This is a genomic window from Caballeronia sp. M23-90, from assembly GCF_053574605.1.
Genome location: NZ_JBSIPA010000008.1, coordinates 23,053 through 43,301, shown reverse-complemented (window position 1 = coordinate 43,301; position 20,249 = coordinate 23,053). Strand labels below are relative to the sequence as shown.

Sequence of the window (20,249 nt, the reverse complement as noted above, 5' to 3'; positions counted from 1 at the left end):
CCAGCCGTGTGCCCTCCCGATCTCCCGTATCGTTCCCATGCCCGATGGCGGCGAAGGTACGCTCGCCGCCATCGGCCATGGGAACGATACGGATGACGGCATCGGCACGGGCGCGGCGAATGCCGCCTGCGATCGCTTCGGCGACCTGTTCCGCGCTAAGCGACCCCTTAAATGAATCGGGCGCGATGACGACGACGGGGGGCGTGGAGGAATGGAAGGAGGGCATGTTGTCTCGTGTTATGGAATTTGCCTGAAATCTATCGGCACGGCCCGAATTAATCAAACCTTATGCATCCTGCGCATGCTTCCAATGCGCACGGGAAATGGAAGGGCTGCGGGAGAGCGGCGTAAGCCGCCAGTGCGCGCGGATTCAAAACCTGCCCGCAGCGGCGCGTCCTACCCGAGAAACCCACCTAAAAACTGCGAAAACAGGTCCGTTTCGACGGTATTTGCACTCCCGACTCCCGAACCGGCGTGATGCTTGCAAATAGTTTGGTAAAATGTTTGGCTCTGTTGACTCAAACCGGCGTGGACGGTTGCACAAGCGGTTGAATTAGCGGTTTCCTGTCCGGCTTGCTGAACGCTTCTGCGAGCCGCTGGCATTTCAGGAGCCGCATTCAGGAACCGCGAGACGCTGAGCGCCTTACGCGGCGCGAGATCGAACAAGAATTGACCCGATACACGAACCCGAATACTCGATTTACTCTAGGACGATAGAAGCCATGGCTAACGTTGTTGAAAACCTCGGCAAGCTCGAACGCCGTGTGACGATCTCCCTGCCGAAAGATACGGTGCAAAAGGAAGTGGACTCGCGTATTCGTCAGTTGGCGAAGAACGTGCGCATGCCAGGGTTCCGCCCGGGCAAGGTGCCGCTCAAGATGGTCACGCAGCAGTACCAGGGCCAGGTCGAAGCCGAAGTGCTGAGCGACAAGGTCGGCAAGGAATTCTTCGACGTCACGCGCACGGAAAACCTGCGCGTTGCAGGCCAGCCGAGCTTCGCACCGAAGGTGGCTGAAGGCGAGGTCGCTCAAGACTATGCGTTCGACGCCACGTTCGAGGTGTACCCGGAAGTGAAGGTCGGCGACGTCGCGACGGCCGAAATCGAGCGCACGGTGACGACCATCTCGGAAGCCGAGATCGACCGCACGCTGGAAATCCTGCGCAAGCAGCGCGTTCACTTCCACGCTCGCGGCGAAGGTGGCGAGCACGGTGACGGCGGTGCGGACACGGCGGCCAAGGACGGCGATCGAGTGACCATGGACTTCGTCGGCAAGCTGGACGGCGTGCTGTTCGAAGGCGGCAGCGCCGAAGATTTCACCTTCGTGCTCGGCGAAGGCCGCATGTTGCCGGAATTCGAAACCGCGGCGCTCGGCCTGAAGGTCGGCGAGTCGAAGGAATTCGACCTGAAGTTCCCGGACGATTATCACGGCAAGGACGTGGCCGGCAAGACGGCTCAGTTCACGATCACCATGAAGAAGATCGAATGGCCGCATCTGCCGGAAATCGACGCTGACTTTGCCAAGTCGCTCGGTGTGGAAGATGGCGACATCACCAAGATGCGCGGCGAGATCAAGGACAACCTGGAGCGCGAAGCCAAGCGCCGCACGCAGCAAATCGTGAAGAATCAGGTCATGGACGCGCTGCTGAAGATCTCCGAACTCGACGTGCCGAAGGCGTTGGTCGAGCAGGATCAGGAACGTCTTGTGGAAATGGCGCGTCAGGATCTGCAACAGCGCGGCGTGCCGAACGCAGCCGACGCGCCGATCCCCGCAGAAATGTTCGTGGAACAGGCTGAACGCCGCGTCAAGCTGGGCCTGGTTCTGGCCGAACTGGTCAAGGCAAACGACCTGCAGGCAAAGCCGGAACAGATCCGTGCTGAAGTCGACGAATTCGCGAAAAGCTACGAGGACCCGAAGGAAGTCGTCCGCTGGTATTATTCGAACCAGCAGCGCCTCGCCGAGATGGAAGCGTACGTCGTGGAAAGCAACGTCGTCGAATTCGTGCTCGGCAAGGCACGAGTGAACGACAAGGAAGTAAGCTTCGAAGAGTTGGCCAGCGCGACGGCGCAAGCGTAAGCAGCGTCGGAAAGGCGTGCAGGGCCGTCGGGGTGACGGGCCGGCACGCCTTTTTTGCGTTTGTGCAGGATCGACGTTTTCGGCGCCGGGTTTGCAAGTCATTGCAAGTCACCGTGTTTGGCCTTATCCAAGGATGTTGCTTGTCGTTCAGTATCCCTATTCCGAACAAGGAAATTGCATGACCTATCGCGCTCAATTACTGGACTCGCTCGCGTCAAACGCGCCGCATGATTTCGAAACCAAGGCGCTGGGTCTGGTGCCGATGGTTGTCGAAACTAGCGGCCGCGGCGAACGTGCCTATGACATCTACTCGCGCCTGCTGAAAGAACGTGTCGTGTTCCTGGTCGGGGAAGTGAACGACCAGACGGCCAACCTCGTTGTCGCGCAGTTGCTGTTCCTCGAAAGCGAAAATCCTGACAAGGACATCAGCCTGTACATCAACAGCCCGGGCGGTTCGGTCTCGGCCGGCATGGCGATCTACGACACCATGCAGTTCGTGAAGCCCGACGTCGCCACGCTGTGCATGGGCCTCGCCGCAAGCATGGGCGCGTTCCTGTTGGCAGCAGGCGCCAAGGGCAAGCGCGTGGCGCTCCCGAATGCACGCGTGATGATTCACCAGCCGCTTGGCGGCGCGCGTGGGCAGGCATCGGATATCGAAATTCAGGCGCGGGAAATCCTGTACCTGAAGGAACGTCTGAATCAGTTGCTGTCGCACCATACCGGCCAGCCGGTGGAGCGTCTCGCGCGCGATACCGACCGCGACAATTTCATGTCGGGCGATGACGCGCAGGCTTATGGTCTTGTCGACCAGGTTCTTCACAAGCGTCCCTGAGTTGTAACGCGCCGGACTCGGGAATGACCGGTCCAGCCGACTGTTTTATTAAGTAGACGTTGCGGATCAGTGCTGTGCAGCGGTCTGATTCGCAACGGCAACGCAGCAAGGAAGCCCGGCACACCATGCTGGAGCCGACGCGCGAAATGGCGTTAAAGCACACGCCACACACGCTTTCACCTGGTGCACGTGCCGTTTCTGCGCGGGTGAATTGAGCGGCGTATTATGTAATCGAGTGTCCGGAGGCTCACACATCCATGGCGGACAAGAAAGGTTCGAACAGCGAAAAGCTGTTGTATTGCTCGTTCTGCGGCAAGAGCCAGCACGAGGTCAAGAAGCTGATTGCCGGTCCTTCCGTATTCATCTGCGATGAATGCATCGACTTGTGCAACGAAATCATTCGCGACGAGGCAGCGGGCGCGGCGGAAGAGGCCGGCCTGACGAAATCGGATTTGCCGAGTCCGCAGGAAATCAGCGAGATTCTGAATCAATACGTGATCGGTCAGGACCGCGCGAAGCGCATTCTTGCTGTGGCGGTTTATAACCACTACAAGCGTCTCAAGCATCTCGAGAAGAAAGACGATATCGAGTTGTCGAAGAGCAACATCTTGCTGATCGGACCCACGGGTTCGGGCAAGACGCTGCTCGCGCAAACGCTCGCACGCATGCTGAACGTTCCGTTCGTTATTGCAGACGCAACCACGCTCACGGAAGCGGGTTATGTCGGCGAGGACGTCGAGAACATTATTCAGAAGCTGCTGCAGAACTGTAACTACGAAGTCGACAAGGCCCAGCGCGGGATTGTCTACATCGACGAAATCGACAAGATCAGCCGCAAGTCGGACAACCCGTCCATCACGCGCGACGTGTCGGGCGAGGGCGTACAGCAAGCGCTGCTGAAGCTTGTTGAAGGCACGATGGCTTCAGTGCCGCCACAGGGCGGGCGCAAGCACCCGAACCAGGATTTCATCCAGGTCGACACCACCAACATCCTGTTTATTTGCGGCGGCGCGTTCGATGGCCTGGAAAAGGTCATTATCGACCGCACGGAAAAGACAGGCATCGGGTTTGGTGCTAGCGTAAAGAGCAAGGTTGATCGCGACGCGGGCGAAGTGCTGCGCGAAGTGGAACCGGAAGATCTGATCAAGTTCGGTTTGATTCCTGAGCTGATCGGCCGTTTGCCGGTGGTCGCCACGCTCGGCAAGCTGGACGAAGATGCGCTGATCAAGATCTTGACCGAGCCGAAGAACGCGCTGGTGAAGCAGTATCACAAGCTGTTCAACATGGAACGGGTGGATCTGGAGATTCGTCCCGCCGCGTTGCAGGCGATTGCGCTCAAGGCAATCCGCCGCAAGACGGGCGCGCGTGGTTTGCGCTCCATTCTGGAACAGGCGTTGCTGGATGTGATGTACGAGTTGCCGACCATGAAGGGCGTAAGCAAGGTTATCGTGGACGACAACACAATCGACGGCGATGGCAAACCGCTGTTGATTTATGAAGATACACCGAAGGTAGCAGGTTCTAACTAAAGTTGGGCTGTGTGTCGGCGAAAAGCCGTTCATGGCAACGTGAACGGCTTTTTGTTTATTTTTCGGATATCTTGTGGACGTTACTGACACGTTACTGAGGCGAATTTTTTCGATTCACTGATCTTTTCCCACACGCTTAAGGCTTGCAATCCATTTTGACGGCCTTATTTACGACTGAACTGATTCCACTACTGGGGAAATGAAAATGTCAGGAACCCAACTCCTCCCGCAGGAACGCATTACGCTCCCGCTGCTCCCGCTGCGTGACGTAGTCGTTTTCCCGCACATGGTGATTCCGCTCTTTGTCGGACGACCCAAATCGATCAAGGCCCTCGAAGCTGCGATGGAAGGCGGCAAGCACATCATGCTTGTTGCACAGAAAACCGCCGCCAAAGACGAGCCGACCGAAAAAGACATGTACGAAGTGGGATGTATCGCAAACATCCTGCAAATGCTGAAGCTTCCCGACGGTACGGTTAAGGTGCTCGTGGAAGGTTTGCAGCGCGCGAAGACGCTCACGATCGAAGAACAGGAAACGCAATTTTCCTGCGACGTGATGCCGCTCGAACCCGACCATGCCGACAGCGCAGAAACCGAAGCGTTGCGCCGCGCGATCGTGTCGCAGTTCGATCAGTACGTGAAGCTCAACAAGAAGATCCCTCCCGAGATCCTGACGTCACTGTCGGGTATCGATGAAGCGGGTCGTCTGGCCGATACCATCGCGGCGCATCTGCCGTTGAAGCTCGACCAGAAGCAGCACATTCTTGAGATGCTCCCGGTCGTCGAGCGCCTCGAACATCTGCTTGCGCAGCTCGAAGCCGAAATCGACATTCTTCAGGTCGAAAAGCGTATCCGTGGTCGCGTGAAGCGTCAGATGGAGAAGAGCCAGCGCGAGTACTACCTGAACGAACAGGTCAAGGCGATCCAGAAGGAACTCGGCGAAGGCGAGGAAGGTGCAGATCTCGAGGAGCTCGAGAAACGCATCACCAACGCACGCATGCCGAAGGAAGCCAAGAAGAAGGCCGACGCCGAGCTGAAGAAGCTCAAGCTGATGTCGCCGATGTCGGCTGAAGCGACCGTCGTGCGCAATTACATCGATACGTTGATTGGTTTGCCGTGGCGCAAGAAGAGCAAGGTCAACAATGACCTCTCGAATGCGGAACGCGTACTCGATGAAGATCACTTTGGCCTGGAGAAGGTCAAGGAACGGATCCTCGAGTATCTTGCGGTCCAACAGCGTGTAGAGAAGGTCAAGGCGCCTATCCTGTGTCTCGTCGGGCCTCCGGGCGTTGGCAAGACCTCGCTGGGTCAGTCGATCGCTCGTGCAACGAACCGCAAGTTCGTGCGTATGGCGCTCGGCGGCGTGCATGACGAGTCCGAGATTCGCGGTCACCGTCGCACGTACATTGGTTCGATGCCCGGCAAGATCCTGCAAAGCCTTGCGAAAGTCGGCGTGCGCAATCCGCTTTTCCTGCTCGACGAAGTCGACAAGATGGGCATGGATTTTCGCGGCGACCCGGCTTCCGCTTTGCTCGAAGTGCTCGATCCGGAACAGAACCATACGTTTGCCGATCACTACATTGAAGTGGACTTCGACTTGTCGGACGTGATGTTCGTGGCGACGTCGAACTCGCTGAACATCCCGCCGCCGTTGCTCGACCGGATGGAAGTGATTCGCCTCTCGGGTTACACCGAGGACGAGAAGGTCAACATCGCGCAGAAGTACCTGTTGCCGAAGCAAACGCGCAACAACGGCCTGAAGCCGGGCGAGATGGATCTCACGGAAGAAGCAATCCGCGACATCATTCGTTACTACACGCGTGAAGCCGGCGTTCGTTCGCTCGAACGCGAAATGTCGAAGATCTGCCGCAAGGTCGTGAAGATGCTTCTGCTGAAGAAGGCAGATGGCGCGGTCAAGGTCGACGGCAGCAATCTCGATACGTTCCTCGGCGTGCGCAAGACCGACTTTGGTCTGGCCGCGAAGGAGAACCAGGTCGGTCAGGTAACGGGTCTCGCGTGGACGGAAGTGGGCGGCGATTTGCTGACCATTGAAGCTGCGGTCATGCCGGGTAAGGGCAATATCATCCGCACGGGTTCGCTTGGCGACGTGATGAAGGAATCGGTCGAGGCTGCACGTTCGGTGGTGCGTTCGCGTTCGCGTCGTCTGGGTGTATCGGATGAAGCGTTCGAGAAGAAGGACATCCACATCCACGTGCCTGAAGGCGCGACTCCGAAGGATGGTCCGTCCGCCGGTATTGCGATGACGACGGCGCTCGTGTCTGTGCTCACCGGCATTCCCGTTCGCGCTGATGTGGCGATGACCGGCGAAATCACGTTGCGTGGCGAAGTGTTGCCTATCGGTGGATTGAAGGAGAAGTTGCTGGCGGCGCATCGCGGCGGCATCAAGCTCGTGCTGATCCCGGAGGAAAACACGAAGGATCTCGCCGAGATTCCGGACAACGTGAAGAACGCGATCGAAATCGTTCCGGTTCGCTGGATCGACAAGGTCCTCGAGCTTGCGCTCGAACGTGTCCCCGCGGCATTGCCGGAGGAAGAAGCGAAGCCTGCAACGCCGGCCGTGGCCGACAAGAAGGACGCGCCGGCAACGGGTGACTTCGTCAAGCATTGAGGTTGGTTGCCGGTTGAGAAAGTCGAAACCCGCGGGTGCCCCCCGCGGGTTTTTTATTGCGCGCCCGAGATGGAGAATGGTGGGCGGGATCAGGCTCAATCCCGGTTGACACGCGTGTTTCGGCTACTTCTAATGACCGCCGCATATATGGCTCACGGCCTGTGCTCAAAGCAGTGAATCGCTCTTTTGCATCGCCCAATCACAAACCATTTTCGGGGGATCACAATGAACAAGACGGAATTGATCGACCATATCGCGCAGCAGGCGGATATATCGAAGGCAGCAGCCGGACGGGCGCTCGAAGCGGTGATCGGCGGCGTGAAGACTACGCTGGAAAAGGGCGGTTCGGTGACGCTTGTGGGCTTCGGAACGTTCGCGGTCGGCAAGCGCACGGCACGCACGGGCCGCAATCCCCGAACGGGCGACGCGATCAAGATCAAGGCCGCAAAGGTTCCTAAATTTCGGGCTGGCAAAGCACTAAAAGATGCGCTAAACTAGCGGACTCGCTGGGTACGGAACGGTTTAAACCAGTTTAAACCCGGCAGAAACCCACGCGGTATTGCGAAGTTTGCGAAGCGGGGTGCTTAGCTCAGTTGGTAGAGCGGCGCCCTTACAAGGCGTAGGTCGGGAGTTCGAGCCTCTCAGCACCCACCACCGTTTTGCAAGACGTCCAAGGCAGCCTTAAGAAGTGCAGAGAAGTATCTAGAACCCGCATGGCGATAAGCTCTGCGGGTTTTTTATTGGCTGGAAATCGGCTCGGGACGTCCCCCGTGGTGCCGCCAGTTCTTAGTTTGATAGTTGTTGATATCCTGGCTCAATAGACGCGTCGCTGCGTGTTTGCCTCAGGACAAACGCGCTTCCAGAGAAGCCTTCAGCTTGCCCGGTGTCACGCCATAAATCTCTTTAAAGCCGCGAATAAAATGCGCGGAGTCAGCGAAGCCGCATTCGTAAGCGATTACCGTGATGCGCTTCGTTGTGTTGAGCAGCAGCCAGCGCGCGTAGCGCAGTCGCATCGTCCGATAAAACTCCTTAGGCGACATCCCTGTTTCTGTCAGGAAGTTGCGCTCGAGTTGCCTGACGCTAGTCCCGGCCATCTTCGCGATCACCGTGATATTGAGCGGCGCCTCCAGGTTTTCTTCCATCAGCACGATCGCATGCCGCACCAGCCAATCACCTACCGCCAGATAGCCTAACGCCTTGCGGCGGTCCACGAACGACGTGCCGCCCAGACGGCTGACCGTCATTTGATGGATCACCTTGGACGCCCTGTCCGGGCCGCAATGCAGGCTGATCAGACGCGTTGCCAGTTCAAGGACAGAGACCCCGCCGGCGCATGTGATGCGGTTGCCATCGATCAAATAGTCTGAATTGGCGACGACCGGCATGTTCGGGAACATCGTTTTGTAGTCTTCAAGATGGAACGCGTGTACGCACGCTACGCGGCCTTGCATCAGGCCGGCGTGCGCCAGTACAAAACTGCCGGTACACATGCCGATCAACGGCACGCCGCTGGCATCCGCCTCGCGCAAATAGTCCCAATAGCGCCGGTCGACCTGTTCGAGTTTAGGCAGCAGCCCGCCGATCACGACAAGGTAATCGAATTGACGCGGCGACCCGTCTACCGCCTGGACGGGCACGGCCACGCCGCAACTCGCTTCCACGGTTGTATCGGACGTGCCGAGCAGCGTCCATGTGCATCGTAAAGGCCTGCTCTGGTCACCAAGGTCCGCAGCATGGCGCAATGCGTCGCAGAAACCGGCTAGTGAGAGCAACGGGAAGCTCGGCCAAAGTAAAAAACCGATGTTCAGTTCGGCGCCCGCCCGGGAAGGATGGGTGTCGCGCTTCAAACAGGCGCGGTCGAGCCGGTCGACAAGTTCCCGGCCATCGGACGGTGTTCTCTCTGTACCCATGACCTTCCCTCAAGCCGCTGATAAACTCAAGTATAAGAGCCGGCGAACGAGTCCGGCCGGCGTGTCGCGTTTCTTCTATTTTCTTGCGGTTTGGTGCAATGCCAGCGATTTTATCGATCCTAAAGTCGGTCCTGTCGAACGTGCCCGTTGATTCCAGCCGAGCACCGCTGCGATACCTTCCAAGCCATGCAATAAACCAGGAGAGTCTCATGTCGACCAGAAATCCCGGCAGTCTGATTGCCCGAATTGGAGCAAGCCTGATCGTGCTCGGCTCTGCCAGCGCGTTTGCAGATGAAGTTGTCAAAATTGGACATGCCGCGCCGTTGACCGGCGCGAATGCCGAATGGGGCAAGGACACCGAAAACGGCGCCCGTCTCGCGGTAGAGGAGATCAATGCAAAGGGACTTGTGATCGGCGGCCAGAAAGTGACGCTCGAACTGGATGCACAGGACGACGCGTCTGACCCGCGCCAGGGAACGCAGATCGCGCAGAAGCTCGTCGATGACAAGGTTGTCGCCGTTGTCGGGCATATGAATTCGGGAACCACGATTCCGGCTTCGAAAATTTATAGCGATGCGGGTATCGTCGAGATTTCTCCTTCGGCTACGAATCCGATCTACACACAGCAAGGATTCAAGACCGCTTACAGGGTAGTTGCAACCGATGCACAGCAGGGCCCGGCACTGGCCGATTACGCGAAGAAAACGCTCGGGGCGAAGTCAGTCGCGATCGTGGACGACGCAACCGCTTACGGTCAGGGGCTTGCCAACGAGTTCGAAAAGCAGGCGAAGGTGCTGGGTCTGACGGTCCTCTCGCACGATGCGACCAACGACAAGGCGGTCGACTTCCGTTCGATCCTCACCAAGGTCAAGGGCGAACATCCGGACATCATCATGTATGGCGGAATGGACGCCACGGGAGGCCCGTTCGCGAAACAGGCGCGCCAGCTTGCGATCGGCGCCCGCGTGCTGGGTGGCGACGGCTTGTGCGCCGATTCGCTCGCGAAACTCGCAGGCGAAGCTGCCGATAACGTCGTGTGCTCGATCGCCGGCATGCCGCTCGAGAAAATGCCGGATGGTCCCGCTTTCGAGCAGCGCTATGAAGCCCGGTTTCATCAGCATGTGCAACTCAACGCGCCGTTCGCCTACGACGCGGTGTATATCATCGTCGATGCAATGAAGCGCGCCCGCTCGGTCAAAGCCGCGGACATTCTTGCGTCGATGCCGGGTGCGGACTTCGTAGGCGTGCTGGGACGCACACAGTTCGACGCACATGGCGATCTGAAGCAGGGCGCCATCTCCTTGTATGACTACAAAGGCGGCAAGCAGACGCTCCTCACCGTAGTGAAAATGTGAGCATCATGGAAATCACTGTTCTAGGCGCCGGCGTGATCGGCTTGACAACCGCTTATTACCTGAATGCATCGGGTCATCACGTGACAGTTGTCGACCGCCGTTCGCAAGTCGGCCTGGAAACGAGCTATGCAAACGGCGCGCAACTTTCGTACAGCTACGTTGCGCCGCTCGCCGGTCCGGGTGTCCTGTCGAAGATTCCTGGCTGGCTGATGCGCCACGACTCGCCAATGCGTTTTCGTCCGTCTGCGGACCCTGCCTTATGGCGCTGGTGTTTCCAGTTCTTGAGGGCGTGCACGCGTCAGAGAAGTTTGCAATCGACGCGGCACTTGCTTGCACTGTCTTTTCTCAGCCGTTCGCTGATGCACAAGCTGGTAGACAACGAACCATTACTTGATTTCGACTATGCCCGTTCCGGCAAGCTGGTCATGCATCGGGATGCGAGAGCGTTCGGGTCGGCGCTGGGTTTGCTGGAATTCCAGCGCACGCTCGGCTGCGAGCAACTGCCGCTCGACCGGGAAGCATGCGTTCGCATTGAGCCCGCGCTGGAATCCATTCGTCACGAGATCGCCGGCGGCATCTACACCGCCAGCGAAGACACGGCGGATTGCTATCGATTCTGTTTGAGCCTCGAAAAGTTGCTGCGCGGGCGCGGCGTGGGCTTCGAATTTTCAGCCGATGTCAGCGCGTTGAAGCACGCGCCGGGCGGACGCGTCGAAGCGTGGGCCGGAACACGCAGATTGCCCGGTGAACAGATCGTCGTTGCGTTGGGTTGCGGCAGTACGAAGTTGTTGAGGCCGGTTGGTATCGATGTGCCGGTGTACCCGTTGAAAGGATATAGCCTGACGGTTCCAATCAGGTCCGGCGATATCGCACCCCGTATCAGCGTGACGGATTTCGCCCGCAAAGTCGTGTACGCGAGGCTGGATGAGCGCATGCGCGTGGCGGGGATGGCTGATTTAGCGGGTTATTCAAATGCGCTTAACCGTCGTCGGCTTGATACGTTACGCCTTGAGTCGGAGGCGGTCTTCCCGCGGGCTGGTGACTATGCCGCCGCCGATGAATGGGCCGGATCAAGACCCGCTACGCCAGGTGGAATGCCTATCGTTGGCTCGACGCCGATCAAGAATCTGTGGCTCAACGTCGGGCAGGGCGCGCTCGGTTTCACACTCGCGACGGGGTGCGCGCAGTTACTGGACGATCTGATCGCGCAACGCCCCACGGCCTTCGATTGCTCGATGTTCAACCTGAGCGCACACCCATGACGCGCGATACCGCAGCGGCTGCGCGACAGAAAGCGAGGATCGTACTGATTGGCACGGGCGGAACGATCGCAGGTCGTGGCGCCTCGCCGGTCAACACGTCGGCGTATGACTGTTCGGTGCTGTCTATCGACGACATTCTCGCTGATCTGCCGGTCGCGGATTCGCTAGCCGACATCACGACTGAACAGCTATTTCAGGTTGGTTCCGAGAATTTCGGCAACGTGCAATTGCTGCAGTTGGGAAAGCGCATTGCGTCGCTCCTGAAACGTGACGACATTGACGGCATCGTGGTTACGCACGGCACCGACACTATCGATGAAACGGCTTATTTCCTCCATCTGACGCTCAAGAGCCCAAAGCCGGTTGTCGTGGTCGGTGCCATGCGTCCGCCGTCCGCCCTAAGCTCGGACGGACCGCTCAACCTGTACAACGCGATAGTCGTGGCTGCGAGCCGGCTTGCACACGGCAAAGGCACGTTGGTCGTCTCGAACGACGAAATCCACACAGCGCGCGACGTCGTCAAGACGAATACCTTCAAGCAGGATGCGTTCAAGTCGCCTTACGGACCCTTGGGATTTGTCGTCGAAGGCAAGCCGGTCTTTTACCGGCTGCCGGCACGTCCCCATACGGTGGACAGCGAATGGTCGATCAACGAGATCGAAGCGCTGCCCCATGTCGGCGTCGTCTACGCGCATGGCGGCATGAACGACGCGATAGTACGCGCCATACTCGACTCAGGCGTAAAGGCGGTCATCTATGCCGCAACAGGGAACGGCAATGTGGCGGTTTCGATCGTCGCTTCTCTGGTCGAGGCGAGAAAGCGCGGCATCCACGTGGTTCGCGGTTCGCGCACGGGAGGAGGCGTAGTCATCCGTAATGCCGCCCAGCCCGATGACGAATACGACTGGCTGGTAACTGACGATCAACCTGCGCACAAGGCCCGGATCCTGATGATGCTTGCGCTCACCCGAGAGCATTGCACGCGCAAACTGCAGGACGTTTTCTGGCGTTATTGATGTGGGTCTGAGCATATCCGTACTGTCGAATTTTTACGTTCGAAGTCCTGAATACAAGCGGTCAACTGCGCAGTTTCGCCGTGGGCGCTTTAACACCTTTCCTGCGCGGCGAGCCCGCAATCCCATAGGAGCCCGCGAACTGCAATTCCCGCGTCGTGTCGATCACAAAAGAACGAAGCCACGCATTTTGCTCATCGTCGTTCTGCGCCGCCTTCCAGATCATGAATACGCGAAAGGCCGGTACGGTGATGGGCACCGGGCTCACCGTCAAGCGCGCAATGCGCGCGTAAGCATGGGCCGCAAAGGTCGGCAGCGTGGCAATGGCATCGCTATAAACAAGCGTTGCGAGCATGCCTGAGAAATGAGTAAACGACGCCGAGACCCTGCGCGCGATACCCTCGTTTTCCAGCAGATCGTCAACGAAGCCACGGCGGCCGTCGAACGACACGCGTACGTGGTGATGCAAAAGATATTCGTCGCGGGTGATCGGGCTTTTCAGATTCAACCGCACGCCATCGTAGAGACACGAGTACGACGACGAAAACAGGATCTGCGACGAATAGCGCGAGCTGAACGCTTTCGGCTCTGAGCAAAGCACAAGGTCCACGTCGCGCTCGTCGAATACTGACTTCCATAGCGAGCTGTTGGTCTGGTGGAACGCGAAACCTACCGATAGCCCGCGCGACTGCGCCTCGTTGACCAGCATCGGCGACACGCAACTCTCGATGTCGTCCGACATTGCAATGTTGAACACGCGGCGAGAGGTTTCGGCGGCGAATTGCCTGCGCCCGTCGATCAACGTGGAGACCGCGCCGAGCGCCTCGCTCACCTTCGGTGCGAGTTCGAGTGCACGGCGGGTCGGCGTCATGCCGCCGGCGCCCCTGACGAACAGGTCATCGCCGAACTGTTCCCGTAGCCGCTTCAATGACGAACTGACCGCACCCTGCGTCAAGCTCAGGATCTCTGCGGTACGCGTCACGCTGCGCTCGTTCATGAGGCACTGGAACACAACCAGCAGGTTCAGATCCATCCGGCTGATATTAGCTACATTAATGATGGTCATTTTTAACATTCGTTTGATTGAATCCGCTCCCGATTTCTACACTGAGGCCAATCAGTCATGCAACTGCAATTTTCGGGAGTTCGGGATGAAACAGATAACGATGGATAGCACGCTGGCCACCCAAGCGGTAGCCGAACAAGGTGTCGACCTACGCAAGCGGGCGATTGCGGTCGGCATCGGCAATTTCATGGAGTGGTTTGATTTCGCGATCTACGGCTATTTCGCGGCAATCATCGGCAGGACCTTCTTTCCATTGGCGGCGCCGGGCGTCTCGCTGCTCTCGTCGCTTGCGGTGTTCGCCGTGGGTTTTCTGGCGCGACCGTTCGGTGCGCTTGTGCTCGGACCGCTCGGCGACCGGCTTGGACGGCGTGCAGTGTTGATCATCACGGTTTTCGGGATGGGTTTGTCGACCACGCTGATCGGCCTGTTGCCGGGCTACGCCACGCTCGGTCTTGCCGCGCCCGCGTTGCTGGTGCTGCTGCGCTTCGTGCAGGGGATGATGGTCGGCGGCGAATGGTCGAGCGCGGGCATCTACATGGTCGAAAGTGCGCCCCGCAACCGGCGTGCGACGGCTGCTAGCGTCATCACGGGAACGGCCGGCGCGGCGTTCCTGTGCGGCACGTTTATCGCTGCCGTGATCTCGGTGTCGCTGCCGGAGGCCGCCGTGGCGTCGTGGGGATGGCGCATGCCCTTCGTCGCGTCCGTCTTCATGACGGCGGTGGCAATCTACATCCGCAGACGCCTGGGCGACACCCCGGTGTACGAAGAAGTGCAACGCCAACGCGCGAGCCACGCAACCGCGCCACCGGCGCGCGGCGAATACGCGAAAGCCATGGTGATGACGCTCGCGTTCTCGGCACTCTTCGGCGTGTCGCTCTACTACTTCATTACGTACGCCAACAACCATCTCACGCAGACGGTCGGATTGCCAAAGTCCACGTCCCTCTGGCTATGCAGCATCTCACTGGTCCTGTACACGATTTTCCAGCCCTTGGTGGGACGACTGTCCGACCACATCGGACGACGCACGATGGTGCTCGCGTCGGCGCTCGGTCTTACCGTACTGGCCTATCCAATCTGCTTGCTCCTCAACACCGGCAATGTCGCGGCGATTCTCGTGGGTCTGGTCGTGCTCGCCGCCCTCGTTGCCGTGACGGCGGTCATGGATGTGGTGTTGCTCGTGGAGGTGTTTCCCGCCTCGATCCGTTCGACAGGCGCTGCACTCGGTCACAACATTGCGTTGGCGGTGCTCGCCGGACCGGGACCGTTCATAGCCACTGCGTTGATCCAGTTCACTCACAACCCGAACATTCCCGCGTGGTATCTCGCCGGGGTGTCGTTGCTCTGTTTCATCGTCCTCTACTTCACCTTGCCGGAAACGAGAGACAGGGACATCGCACGTGGTTAAACATGCGATTCAAATTCAATTCAAGCTGGAGTGTTTGTCATGTTCAAAGCTGCTGTAGTCCAGGCTTCGTCGGTTCCGTTCGAGCCGATGAAGAGCGCCGAAAAAGCCGCCAATCTGATTCGCAACGCTGCTCGCGAAGGCGCGACGCTCGCCGTGTTTCCAGAGGCATTTCTCGGTGGCTATCCGAAGGGTGCGTCGTTCGGCACCGTGGTCGGCAAGCGTACCGAAGCGGGCCGCTCGCATTTTCTCAGCTACATGGAAGGCGCGGTGACGCTCGACGGCCCCGAGCTTGCGCTGCTCGCCGAGGTCGCGACAGAGACGGGCGTGCACGTGGTGATTGGCGTGATCGAGCGCTTGGGACGCACGCTGTATTGCACGGGGGTGACGCTCGTGCCGGGCAAAGGCGTCGCGGGCTACCATCGCAAGCTTATGCCGACGGGACAGGAGCGCATCATCTGGGGTTTCGGCGACGGCTCTACAATTGCGCCGGTCGATACGCCGCTCGGCAGTATTGGCACCGTCATATGCTGGGAGAACTACATGCCGGCCCTCCGGCAGGCTATGTATGCGCAAGGCACGGAGTTGTATTGCGCGCCGACCGCCGACGACCGCGCGACCTGGGCGCCGTCGATGGTGCACATCGCCCTTGAGGGCCGCGTGCATGTGTTGAGTGCGTGCCAGGCCATCCGGCTGGGCGAATACCCGCCGTTTTATCGCGAAGACTTTTGTATGGAGGCGGGCGTCGACGATTTCATCATGCGCGGCGGCAGCATGATCGTCGATCCGCTCGGCAAGGTGCTTGCCGGACCCGTGTTCGACACAGAGACGATTCTTTATGCGGATATCGATACCGGTATCGGCCGCGCCAGCAATCTCGACTTCGATGTGGCCGGCCACTACTCGCGGCCGGAAGTGTTCCATCTGTCGGTCAATACCGCGCCAATGCCACCCGTAACATTCGCGCCGAAGTAATCCACTTCGAATCTCGAACGGCCGCAAAAAAGCCCAGGCGCTGGCTCTGGGCAAGTCCACCAGCATGTAGACCGGTGGAGGAGGTTCTTTAAAAGCAAGCTGACTGCTTATCGAAGTCGATAGCGGTCAGCGTTCCGTGGGGGCCGCAGCTACTACTGCCAGGTCGGCTTAGTGACCGAAGTAGACCGGCTTGACTCCGTTCGCTGTGCCCGTATATGCCGGCGCGTGATAGGCACCCGATGCTGAAGAGATATCCGCAACGCCACCGTAACTGGCTTGGTCATTCCGAGCTGCGATCTTCGCGTCGGCCGCCTGAATCTCTGCCGGATATGTCGTACGGTCCGTCGTAGGGTTGTAACCGGCCCGTTCGACCTGAACGAGCTGCGCCTTCACATCAGCGCGGGTCAGCGGTTGACTTTGAGCGAATGCGGAGAGAGCAGGGACAGCCAGCGCAGCTGCAACGATGATGGTTGAAAGTTTCATGATGCTTACCTCCAGATCTTGTTTTCGCGCAAACACCCGTTTGCGTTTCAGTGAGTTCAGTATAGGTAAGCGCACGCTTAATATTCATGTCAGAAAAGACAAAGCATTGTTGCGGCGTTTGCGATAACGGCTGGACGACGATCGAACTACGCTTCCCAAACAGCCGACTACGTCATTAATATTGTGCAATTCGGAATTATTAATTGCGCATATCGATAAAAATCAAAGTTGGTTAATCAGACGATTCTATTTACCGCACCAAATGGAAGCGAAAACGAAACTGCATCCGCTGCCATTCGAAAACATCATGTAATTGCATTTAAAGGAAGCGTAATGCCGTCCGAGGGGTTTTGACTTTCTCATAAAGCTGTACTAGATTAAAAGCAACTCGCGTCTTCCACGAAAGTTGTTGCCAAACATTTTCAGTGCGAGTTAGAGACCGTAAGCGGGCTTACGGTCTCGCCCTTAAACTGCCCATCCTGCATTCATTTGCCGATGGGCATCTTTCGTTTATTAATCAGCGACTTCGATTGACTTGATCAAGTTGCAAAAGGGCAACAGCTTTAATTACTCGTTTTTTTGAGATGTATGCTCTGCGCTGATTCGCTTCCTGATTTTTTATCGCGTGGAGAACGGAATGAAAAAGATCGCTTTAAGTGCGCTTTCGTTGACGCTGTTCGGAATGACCGGCGCCGCCTATGCTCAATCCAGTGTCACGCTATACGGCACTATCGATGCAGGTGTCGGTTACGTTAAAACCAGTTCGGGCGCTCGCTGGGGTTTCATTGACGGCACGCTTTCTGGTGATCGCTGGGGCTTGAAGGGATCTGAAGATCTCGGCGGAGGTCTGAAAGCAATTTTCGATTTGGAAAATGGCTTCGACATTGCCAATGGCACGCTTGGACAGGGAGGCAAGGAGTTCGGGCGGCAAGCGTTCGTCGGGTTGACCGGGGATTCCTGGGGTACTGCCACGATCGGCCGCCAGTACGATCCGCTCGTCGACATGGTCCAGCCAATCACCGAAGACAACTACTTTGGCAGCGCCTTCGCGACGCCGGGCGACGTCGACAACTACGACAACAGCTTGCGCGTGTCCAATGCGCTCAAGTACGTCTCGCCGAATTTTGCCGGGCTGCAGTTTGAAGGCCTGTATGCGTTCAGCGGTCTTGCCGGTCGCACGGGTCAGGGTTACACGTACAGCGGTGCGGTCACGTACAACAACGGCCCGCTCGGCATCGCCGGAGGTTACTTCCTCGCGACCAATCCGAACCCGACCGCCGGCGCCTTCCGCGACGGTTGGGATCCGACCTCGTCGTCGGACGCGATTTTCGACGGCGCCATCAATACGGGCTACGCTACCGCCAAATCGCTCGGCATCGCGCGCGGTGCGATCCAGTACGCCATCGGGTCGTTCACGGTGGGCGCGTCGTACAGCAATGCGCAGTACAAAAACGACGGCGCGTCGACGTTCGCCAGCACCGAGAAATTCAATATTGGCAGCGCGTTCGTGAACTATCAGTTGACGCCTGCCATGTTGCTGGGGGCGGGCTACACGTACACGAAGGCGAGCGGCGATACGTCGGCCAAGTACCATCAGGCGAGCCTGGGCGCCGACTACTCAGTCTCGAAGCGCACGGACTTCTACGCCGTGGCCGCCTATCAGCATGCGAGCGGCACGCAGCTCAATCCGGACGGCACGACGCAGAACGCACAAGCATCGATTGGCTCCTACGGTTTCAACGGTACAGCCAGCCAGGAACTCGTGATCCTGGGTATGCGCCACAAGTTCTGATACGCGCGGCTCTCGAAGGCGACGGTTTTCGTACTTGAATGACGCGCTCGAGCTTGACGAACGCCGTCGTCATTGCACTGGCCGATCTGGATTCGCGACGGTTGCGCCGCCGCTTATGGCTACTGCGGCCGCCACCGCCGCCACGCCGTTCCTGCGGCGCGCCGTGAATCTCCGGGTCTTCGTCGAGACGCATGTCAACTGCCATGGAACACTGACTTGTTCTGAAGGCATTCACTCGTTCTACAGCGCACAAATCAGACTTCTGCATGACTATGTATTCGCAGATGGTTTCCGCGAAGACATGGCGTCGTCTTGTCGGGTCGCTCAAGGGTCGCTCAAGGGTCGCTCAAGGGTCGCCACCTGCGTCTGCAGAAGAGAATGCCTGGTGACCTATTGAGGACCATTGCGGAGAATTCAATCGTTTGCTTGCGGCTCCGGTTTCTTACGACCCTGTGCAGCAAAAATTAATTCATCAGATAATGAAATACGCTCTTGGCTCCAAGACCTTGGACGAAGGCAGGACTTCCTTCTCATAGATGGTACGGAGCTCTCGCGATCTTCATGTCAGATATCAACGAACATTGGCAGCGCAATCTCATCGTGTGTCTTCTGGGGTCGTTCTCGACCATCTTCGCCATGACGTTGATGCTGCCGTTCTTGCCTATCTATGTGGAACAGCTTGGCGTGCGCGGGCATGCAGCGATCGTGCAATGGTCGGGAGTCGCCTATAGCGCCACGTTCATGACTGCCGGGCTGGTAGCGCCGTTATGGGGATATCTCGGCGACCGCTATGGACGCAAGCCAATGCTTGTGCGCGCGAGCTTCGGCATGGCGATTGTCATGTCGCTGATTGGATTTTCGACCAATGTCTGGCAGCTTGTCGGGTTGCGCCTGCTTGCGGGTATTGCCGGCGGATACTCTTCCGGCGCCACGATCCTTGTCGCCACGCAAACGCCGCGCGATCGCTCGGCATGGGCGCTTGGCATGCTGTCGTCCGGCGTCATGGCGGGCAATCTGCTTGGACCGTTGGTCGGTGGGTCGCTGCCGCCGTTGATCGGCATCCGCGCAACGTTTTGGTGCGCAGGCGCCATGATTTTTATCGCTTTTCTTGCGACGGTGTTTCTGGTCAAGGAAGCGCCCCGGCAGCCTCGGGGAAACGAACCGAAACCAAAACGCGGTTGGTCTGAAATTTCTGCGAAGACGGTGGTTATCGCCATGCTCGCGACATCACTGTTGCTGATGTTCGCCAACATGTCGATCGAGCCGATCATCACCGTTTATGTGGGCACGTTGGTCAGGGACCCGAAGCAGGTAACGATGTTCGCGGGACTCGCGATGTCCGCGGCCGCGTTGGGCAGCATTTTGTCGGCATCGCGGCTGGGAAAGCTGGCGGACCGCATCGGATATTCCACCGTTATCGTGTTCGCACTGGTCATGGCGGCGCTCCTCATGATTCCGCAGGCGTTCGTCAATTCGGGCTGGCAACTGATCGGCTTGAGATTTTTGATGGGGCTTGCGCTGGGCGGCCTGATGCCTTGTGTCATCGCCGCAATCCGGCGCTGCGTACCGGATCACATGGCGGGAACCGTTTTGGGGTATTGCGTCTCCGCGCAGTTCGCGGGACAAGTCGCGGGGCCGTTGATGGGCGGGTTCGTCGGCGGTCATGTTGGTATGCGTGCGGTGTTCCTCGGAACGTCCGTGCTACTTTCACTGGGCGCCGTATTCAACTGGCGCGTGGCCCGACGCGCATCCTCTATGTAGCACGTCACGCTTTCCAGTGGCATGTCCTGGGCATGTTTCGGTCTTGATATCGTGGATGGCAGCGTTGCGCCTCGTTGAAAGCGCCTTCGCATGGCTCCGGTCGCCGGTCGACAAGTAACGATGGTCATCCTGGAAAAATGGCGTGGCCATTCGCCTGAAAGG

Annotated in this window: 17 protein-coding genes and 1 tRNA gene; 14 read left to right on the top strand and 4 right to left on the bottom strand. The window is 58.4% G+C overall.

Going from position 1 to position 20,249, the window contains the following annotated elements; all coding sequences use genetic code 11:
* Positions 1-226: glycerate kinase (locus ACRXB1_RS02090; protein WP_449490922.1), on the bottom strand; the 226-nt coding region annotated here is incomplete at its 3' end.
* Positions 227-722: 496 nt separating this feature from the next.
* Here ACRXB1_RS02090 and tig point away from each other — a divergent pair.
* The 6 genes from tig (at position 723) to ACRXB1_RS02060 (ending at position 7,719) form a co-directional block, all read left to right on the top strand.
* A complete protein-coding gene (gene tig / locus ACRXB1_RS02085; protein WP_075357780.1) occupies positions 723-2,075 on the top strand; it encodes a trigger factor in 1,353 nt (450 codons plus the stop codon).
* Between the two features lie 178 nt (positions 2,076-2,253).
* Positions 2,254-2,907, top strand: a complete 654-nt coding sequence (clpP, locus tag ACRXB1_RS02080; protein WP_056353750.1) for an ATP-dependent Clp endopeptidase proteolytic subunit ClpP — start codon at positions 2,254-2,256, stop codon at positions 2,905-2,907.
* A gap of 257 nt (positions 2,908-3,164) precedes the next feature.
* Complete coding sequence (clpX, locus tag ACRXB1_RS02075) at positions 3,165-4,436, top strand: ATP-dependent Clp protease ATP-binding subunit ClpX (protein WP_056353183.1); 1,272 nt, start codon at positions 3,165-3,167, stop codon at positions 4,434-4,436.
* Positions 4,437-4,641: 205 nt separating this feature from the next.
* Positions 4,642-7,065: an endopeptidase La gene (gene lon, locus ACRXB1_RS02070; protein ID WP_062000830.1), complete on the top strand. Its 2,424-nt coding sequence runs from the start codon at positions 4,642-4,644 to the stop codon at positions 7,063-7,065.
* Between the two features lie 225 nt (positions 7,066-7,290).
* A complete protein-coding gene (locus tag ACRXB1_RS02065) occupies positions 7,291-7,563 on the top strand; it encodes an HU family DNA-binding protein (protein ID WP_056353185.1) in 273 nt (90 codons plus the stop codon).
* Between the two features lie 80 nt (positions 7,564-7,643).
* Positions 7,644-7,719, top strand: a tRNA-Val gene (locus ACRXB1_RS02060).
* A 188-nt stretch (positions 7,720-7,907) separates the two neighbouring features.
* On the opposite strand, the gene ACRXB1_RS02055 is transcribed toward ACRXB1_RS02060, so the two are convergent.
* A complete protein-coding gene (locus ACRXB1_RS02055; protein WP_449490921.1) occupies positions 7,908-8,975 on the bottom strand; it encodes a GlxA family transcriptional regulator in 1,068 nt (355 codons plus the stop codon).
* Between the two features lie 209 nt (positions 8,976-9,184).
* Between ACRXB1_RS02055 and ACRXB1_RS02050 the strand changes: the two genes are divergently transcribed.
* Genes ACRXB1_RS02050 through ACRXB1_RS02040 form a run of 3 tightly spaced genes read left to right on the top strand, consistent with a single transcriptional unit; the run spans position 9,185 to position 12,608 of the window.
* Positions 9,185-10,330 carry a branched-chain amino acid ABC transporter substrate-binding protein gene (locus ACRXB1_RS02050; protein WP_086383648.1) on the top strand — a complete coding sequence of 382 codons (1,146 nt, stop codon included), beginning with the start codon at positions 9,185-9,187 and terminating at the stop codon, positions 10,328-10,330.
* A gap of 5 nt (positions 10,331-10,335) precedes the next feature.
* Positions 10,336-11,592, top strand: coding sequence for a D-amino acid dehydrogenase (locus ACRXB1_RS02045; RefSeq protein ID WP_449490920.1), 1,257 nt, complete (start codon positions 10,336-10,338; stop codon positions 11,590-11,592).
* Entirely contained in the window at positions 11,589-12,608 is a 1,020-nt protein-coding gene (locus ACRXB1_RS02040; protein WP_449490919.1) for an asparaginase, read from the top strand. Before ACRXB1_RS02045 ends, ACRXB1_RS02040 begins: the two co-directional genes overlap by 4 nt.
* Positions 12,609-12,669: 61 nt before the next feature.
* Here the strand turns inward: ACRXB1_RS02040 and ACRXB1_RS02035 are convergent, their stop codons facing one another.
* Entirely contained in the window at positions 12,670-13,671 is a 1,002-nt protein-coding gene (locus ACRXB1_RS02035) for a LysR family transcriptional regulator (RefSeq protein WP_449490918.1), read from the bottom strand.
* Positions 13,672-13,756: 85 nt separating this feature from the next.
* On the opposite strand from ACRXB1_RS02035, the gene ACRXB1_RS02030 reads away from it, so the two are divergent.
* Positions 13,757-15,079 (top strand): MFS transporter, encoded by a 1,323-nt coding sequence (locus tag ACRXB1_RS02030; RefSeq protein WP_449490917.1) that lies wholly within the window; start codon positions 13,757-13,759, stop codon positions 15,077-15,079.
* Positions 15,080-15,118: 39 nt separating this feature from the next.
* Entirely contained in the window at positions 15,119-16,051 is a 933-nt protein-coding gene (locus tag ACRXB1_RS02025) for a carbon-nitrogen hydrolase family protein (protein WP_449490916.1), read from the top strand.
* A 168-nt stretch (positions 16,052-16,219) separates the two neighbouring features.
* Here ACRXB1_RS02025 and ACRXB1_RS02020 read toward each other — a convergent pair whose 3' ends face one another.
* Positions 16,220-16,534, bottom strand: coding sequence for a DUF4148 domain-containing protein (locus ACRXB1_RS02020; protein WP_449490915.1), 315 nt, complete (start codon positions 16,532-16,534; stop codon positions 16,220-16,222).
* 637 nt (positions 16,535-17,171) lie between these two features.
* Here ACRXB1_RS02020 and ACRXB1_RS02015 point away from each other — a divergent pair.
* The 3 genes from ACRXB1_RS02015 (at position 17,172) to ACRXB1_RS02005 (ending at position 20,087) form a co-directional block, all read left to right on the top strand.
* Positions 17,172-18,326, top strand: a complete 1,155-nt coding sequence (locus ACRXB1_RS02015; protein WP_075357775.1) for a porin — start codon at positions 17,172-17,174, stop codon at positions 18,324-18,326.
* Positions 18,327-18,360: 34 nt separating this feature from the next.
* A complete protein-coding gene (locus tag ACRXB1_RS02010; RefSeq protein WP_449490914.1) occupies positions 18,361-18,723 on the top strand; it encodes a hypothetical protein in 363 nt (120 codons plus the stop codon).
* Positions 18,724-18,887: 164 nt separating this feature from the next.
* A complete protein-coding gene (locus ACRXB1_RS02005; RefSeq protein WP_075357773.1) occupies positions 18,888-20,087 on the top strand; it encodes an MFS transporter in 1,200 nt (399 codons plus the stop codon).
* Positions 20,088-20,249 lie beyond the last annotated feature (162 nt).

Excerpts from the sequence above, each read along its gene's own strand:
- ACRXB1_RS02005 (WP_075357773.1), top strand. The coding sequence starts at position 18,888 with ATGTCAGATATCAACGAACATTGGCAGCGCAATCTCATCGTGTGTCTT.
- ACRXB1_RS02045 (WP_449490920.1), top strand. The coding sequence starts at position 10,336 with ATGGAAATCACTGTTCTAGGCGCCGGCGTGATCGGCTTGACAACCGCT.
- ACRXB1_RS02040 (WP_449490919.1), top strand. The coding sequence starts at position 11,589 with ATGACGCGCGATACCGCAGCGGCTGCGCGACAGAAAGCGAGGATCGTA.
- ACRXB1_RS02020 (WP_449490915.1), bottom strand. The coding sequence starts at position 16,534 with ATGAAACTTTCAACCATCATCGTTGCAGCTGCGCTGGCTGTCCCTGCT.
- clpP (WP_056353750.1), top strand. The coding sequence starts at position 2,254 with ATGACCTATCGCGCTCAATTACTGGACTCGCTCGCGTCAAACGCGCCG.
- ACRXB1_RS02015 (WP_075357775.1), top strand. The coding sequence starts at position 17,172 with ATGAAAAAGATCGCTTTAAGTGCGCTTTCGTTGACGCTGTTCGGAATG.
- ACRXB1_RS02030 (WP_449490917.1), top strand. The coding sequence starts at position 13,757 with ATGAAACAGATAACGATGGATAGCACGCTGGCCACCCAAGCGGTAGCC.
- ACRXB1_RS02050 (WP_086383648.1), top strand. The coding sequence starts at position 9,185 with ATGTCGACCAGAAATCCCGGCAGTCTGATTGCCCGAATTGGAGCAAGC.
- clpX (WP_056353183.1), top strand. The coding sequence starts at position 3,165 with ATGGCGGACAAGAAAGGTTCGAACAGCGAAAAGCTGTTGTATTGCTCG.
- ACRXB1_RS02055 (WP_449490921.1), bottom strand. The coding sequence starts at position 8,975 with ATGGGTACAGAGAGAACACCGTCCGATGGCCGGGAACTTGTCGACCGG.
- tig (WP_075357780.1), top strand. The coding sequence starts at position 723 with ATGGCTAACGTTGTTGAAAACCTCGGCAAGCTCGAACGCCGTGTGACG.
- lon (WP_062000830.1), top strand. The coding sequence starts at position 4,642 with ATGTCAGGAACCCAACTCCTCCCGCAGGAACGCATTACGCTCCCGCTG.
- ACRXB1_RS02035 (WP_449490918.1), bottom strand. The coding sequence starts at position 13,671 with ATGACCATCATTAATGTAGCTAATATCAGCCGGATGGATCTGAACCTG.
- ACRXB1_RS02025 (WP_449490916.1), top strand. The coding sequence starts at position 15,119 with ATGTTCAAAGCTGCTGTAGTCCAGGCTTCGTCGGTTCCGTTCGAGCCG.
- ACRXB1_RS02065 (WP_056353185.1), top strand. The coding sequence starts at position 7,291 with ATGAACAAGACGGAATTGATCGACCATATCGCGCAGCAGGCGGATATA.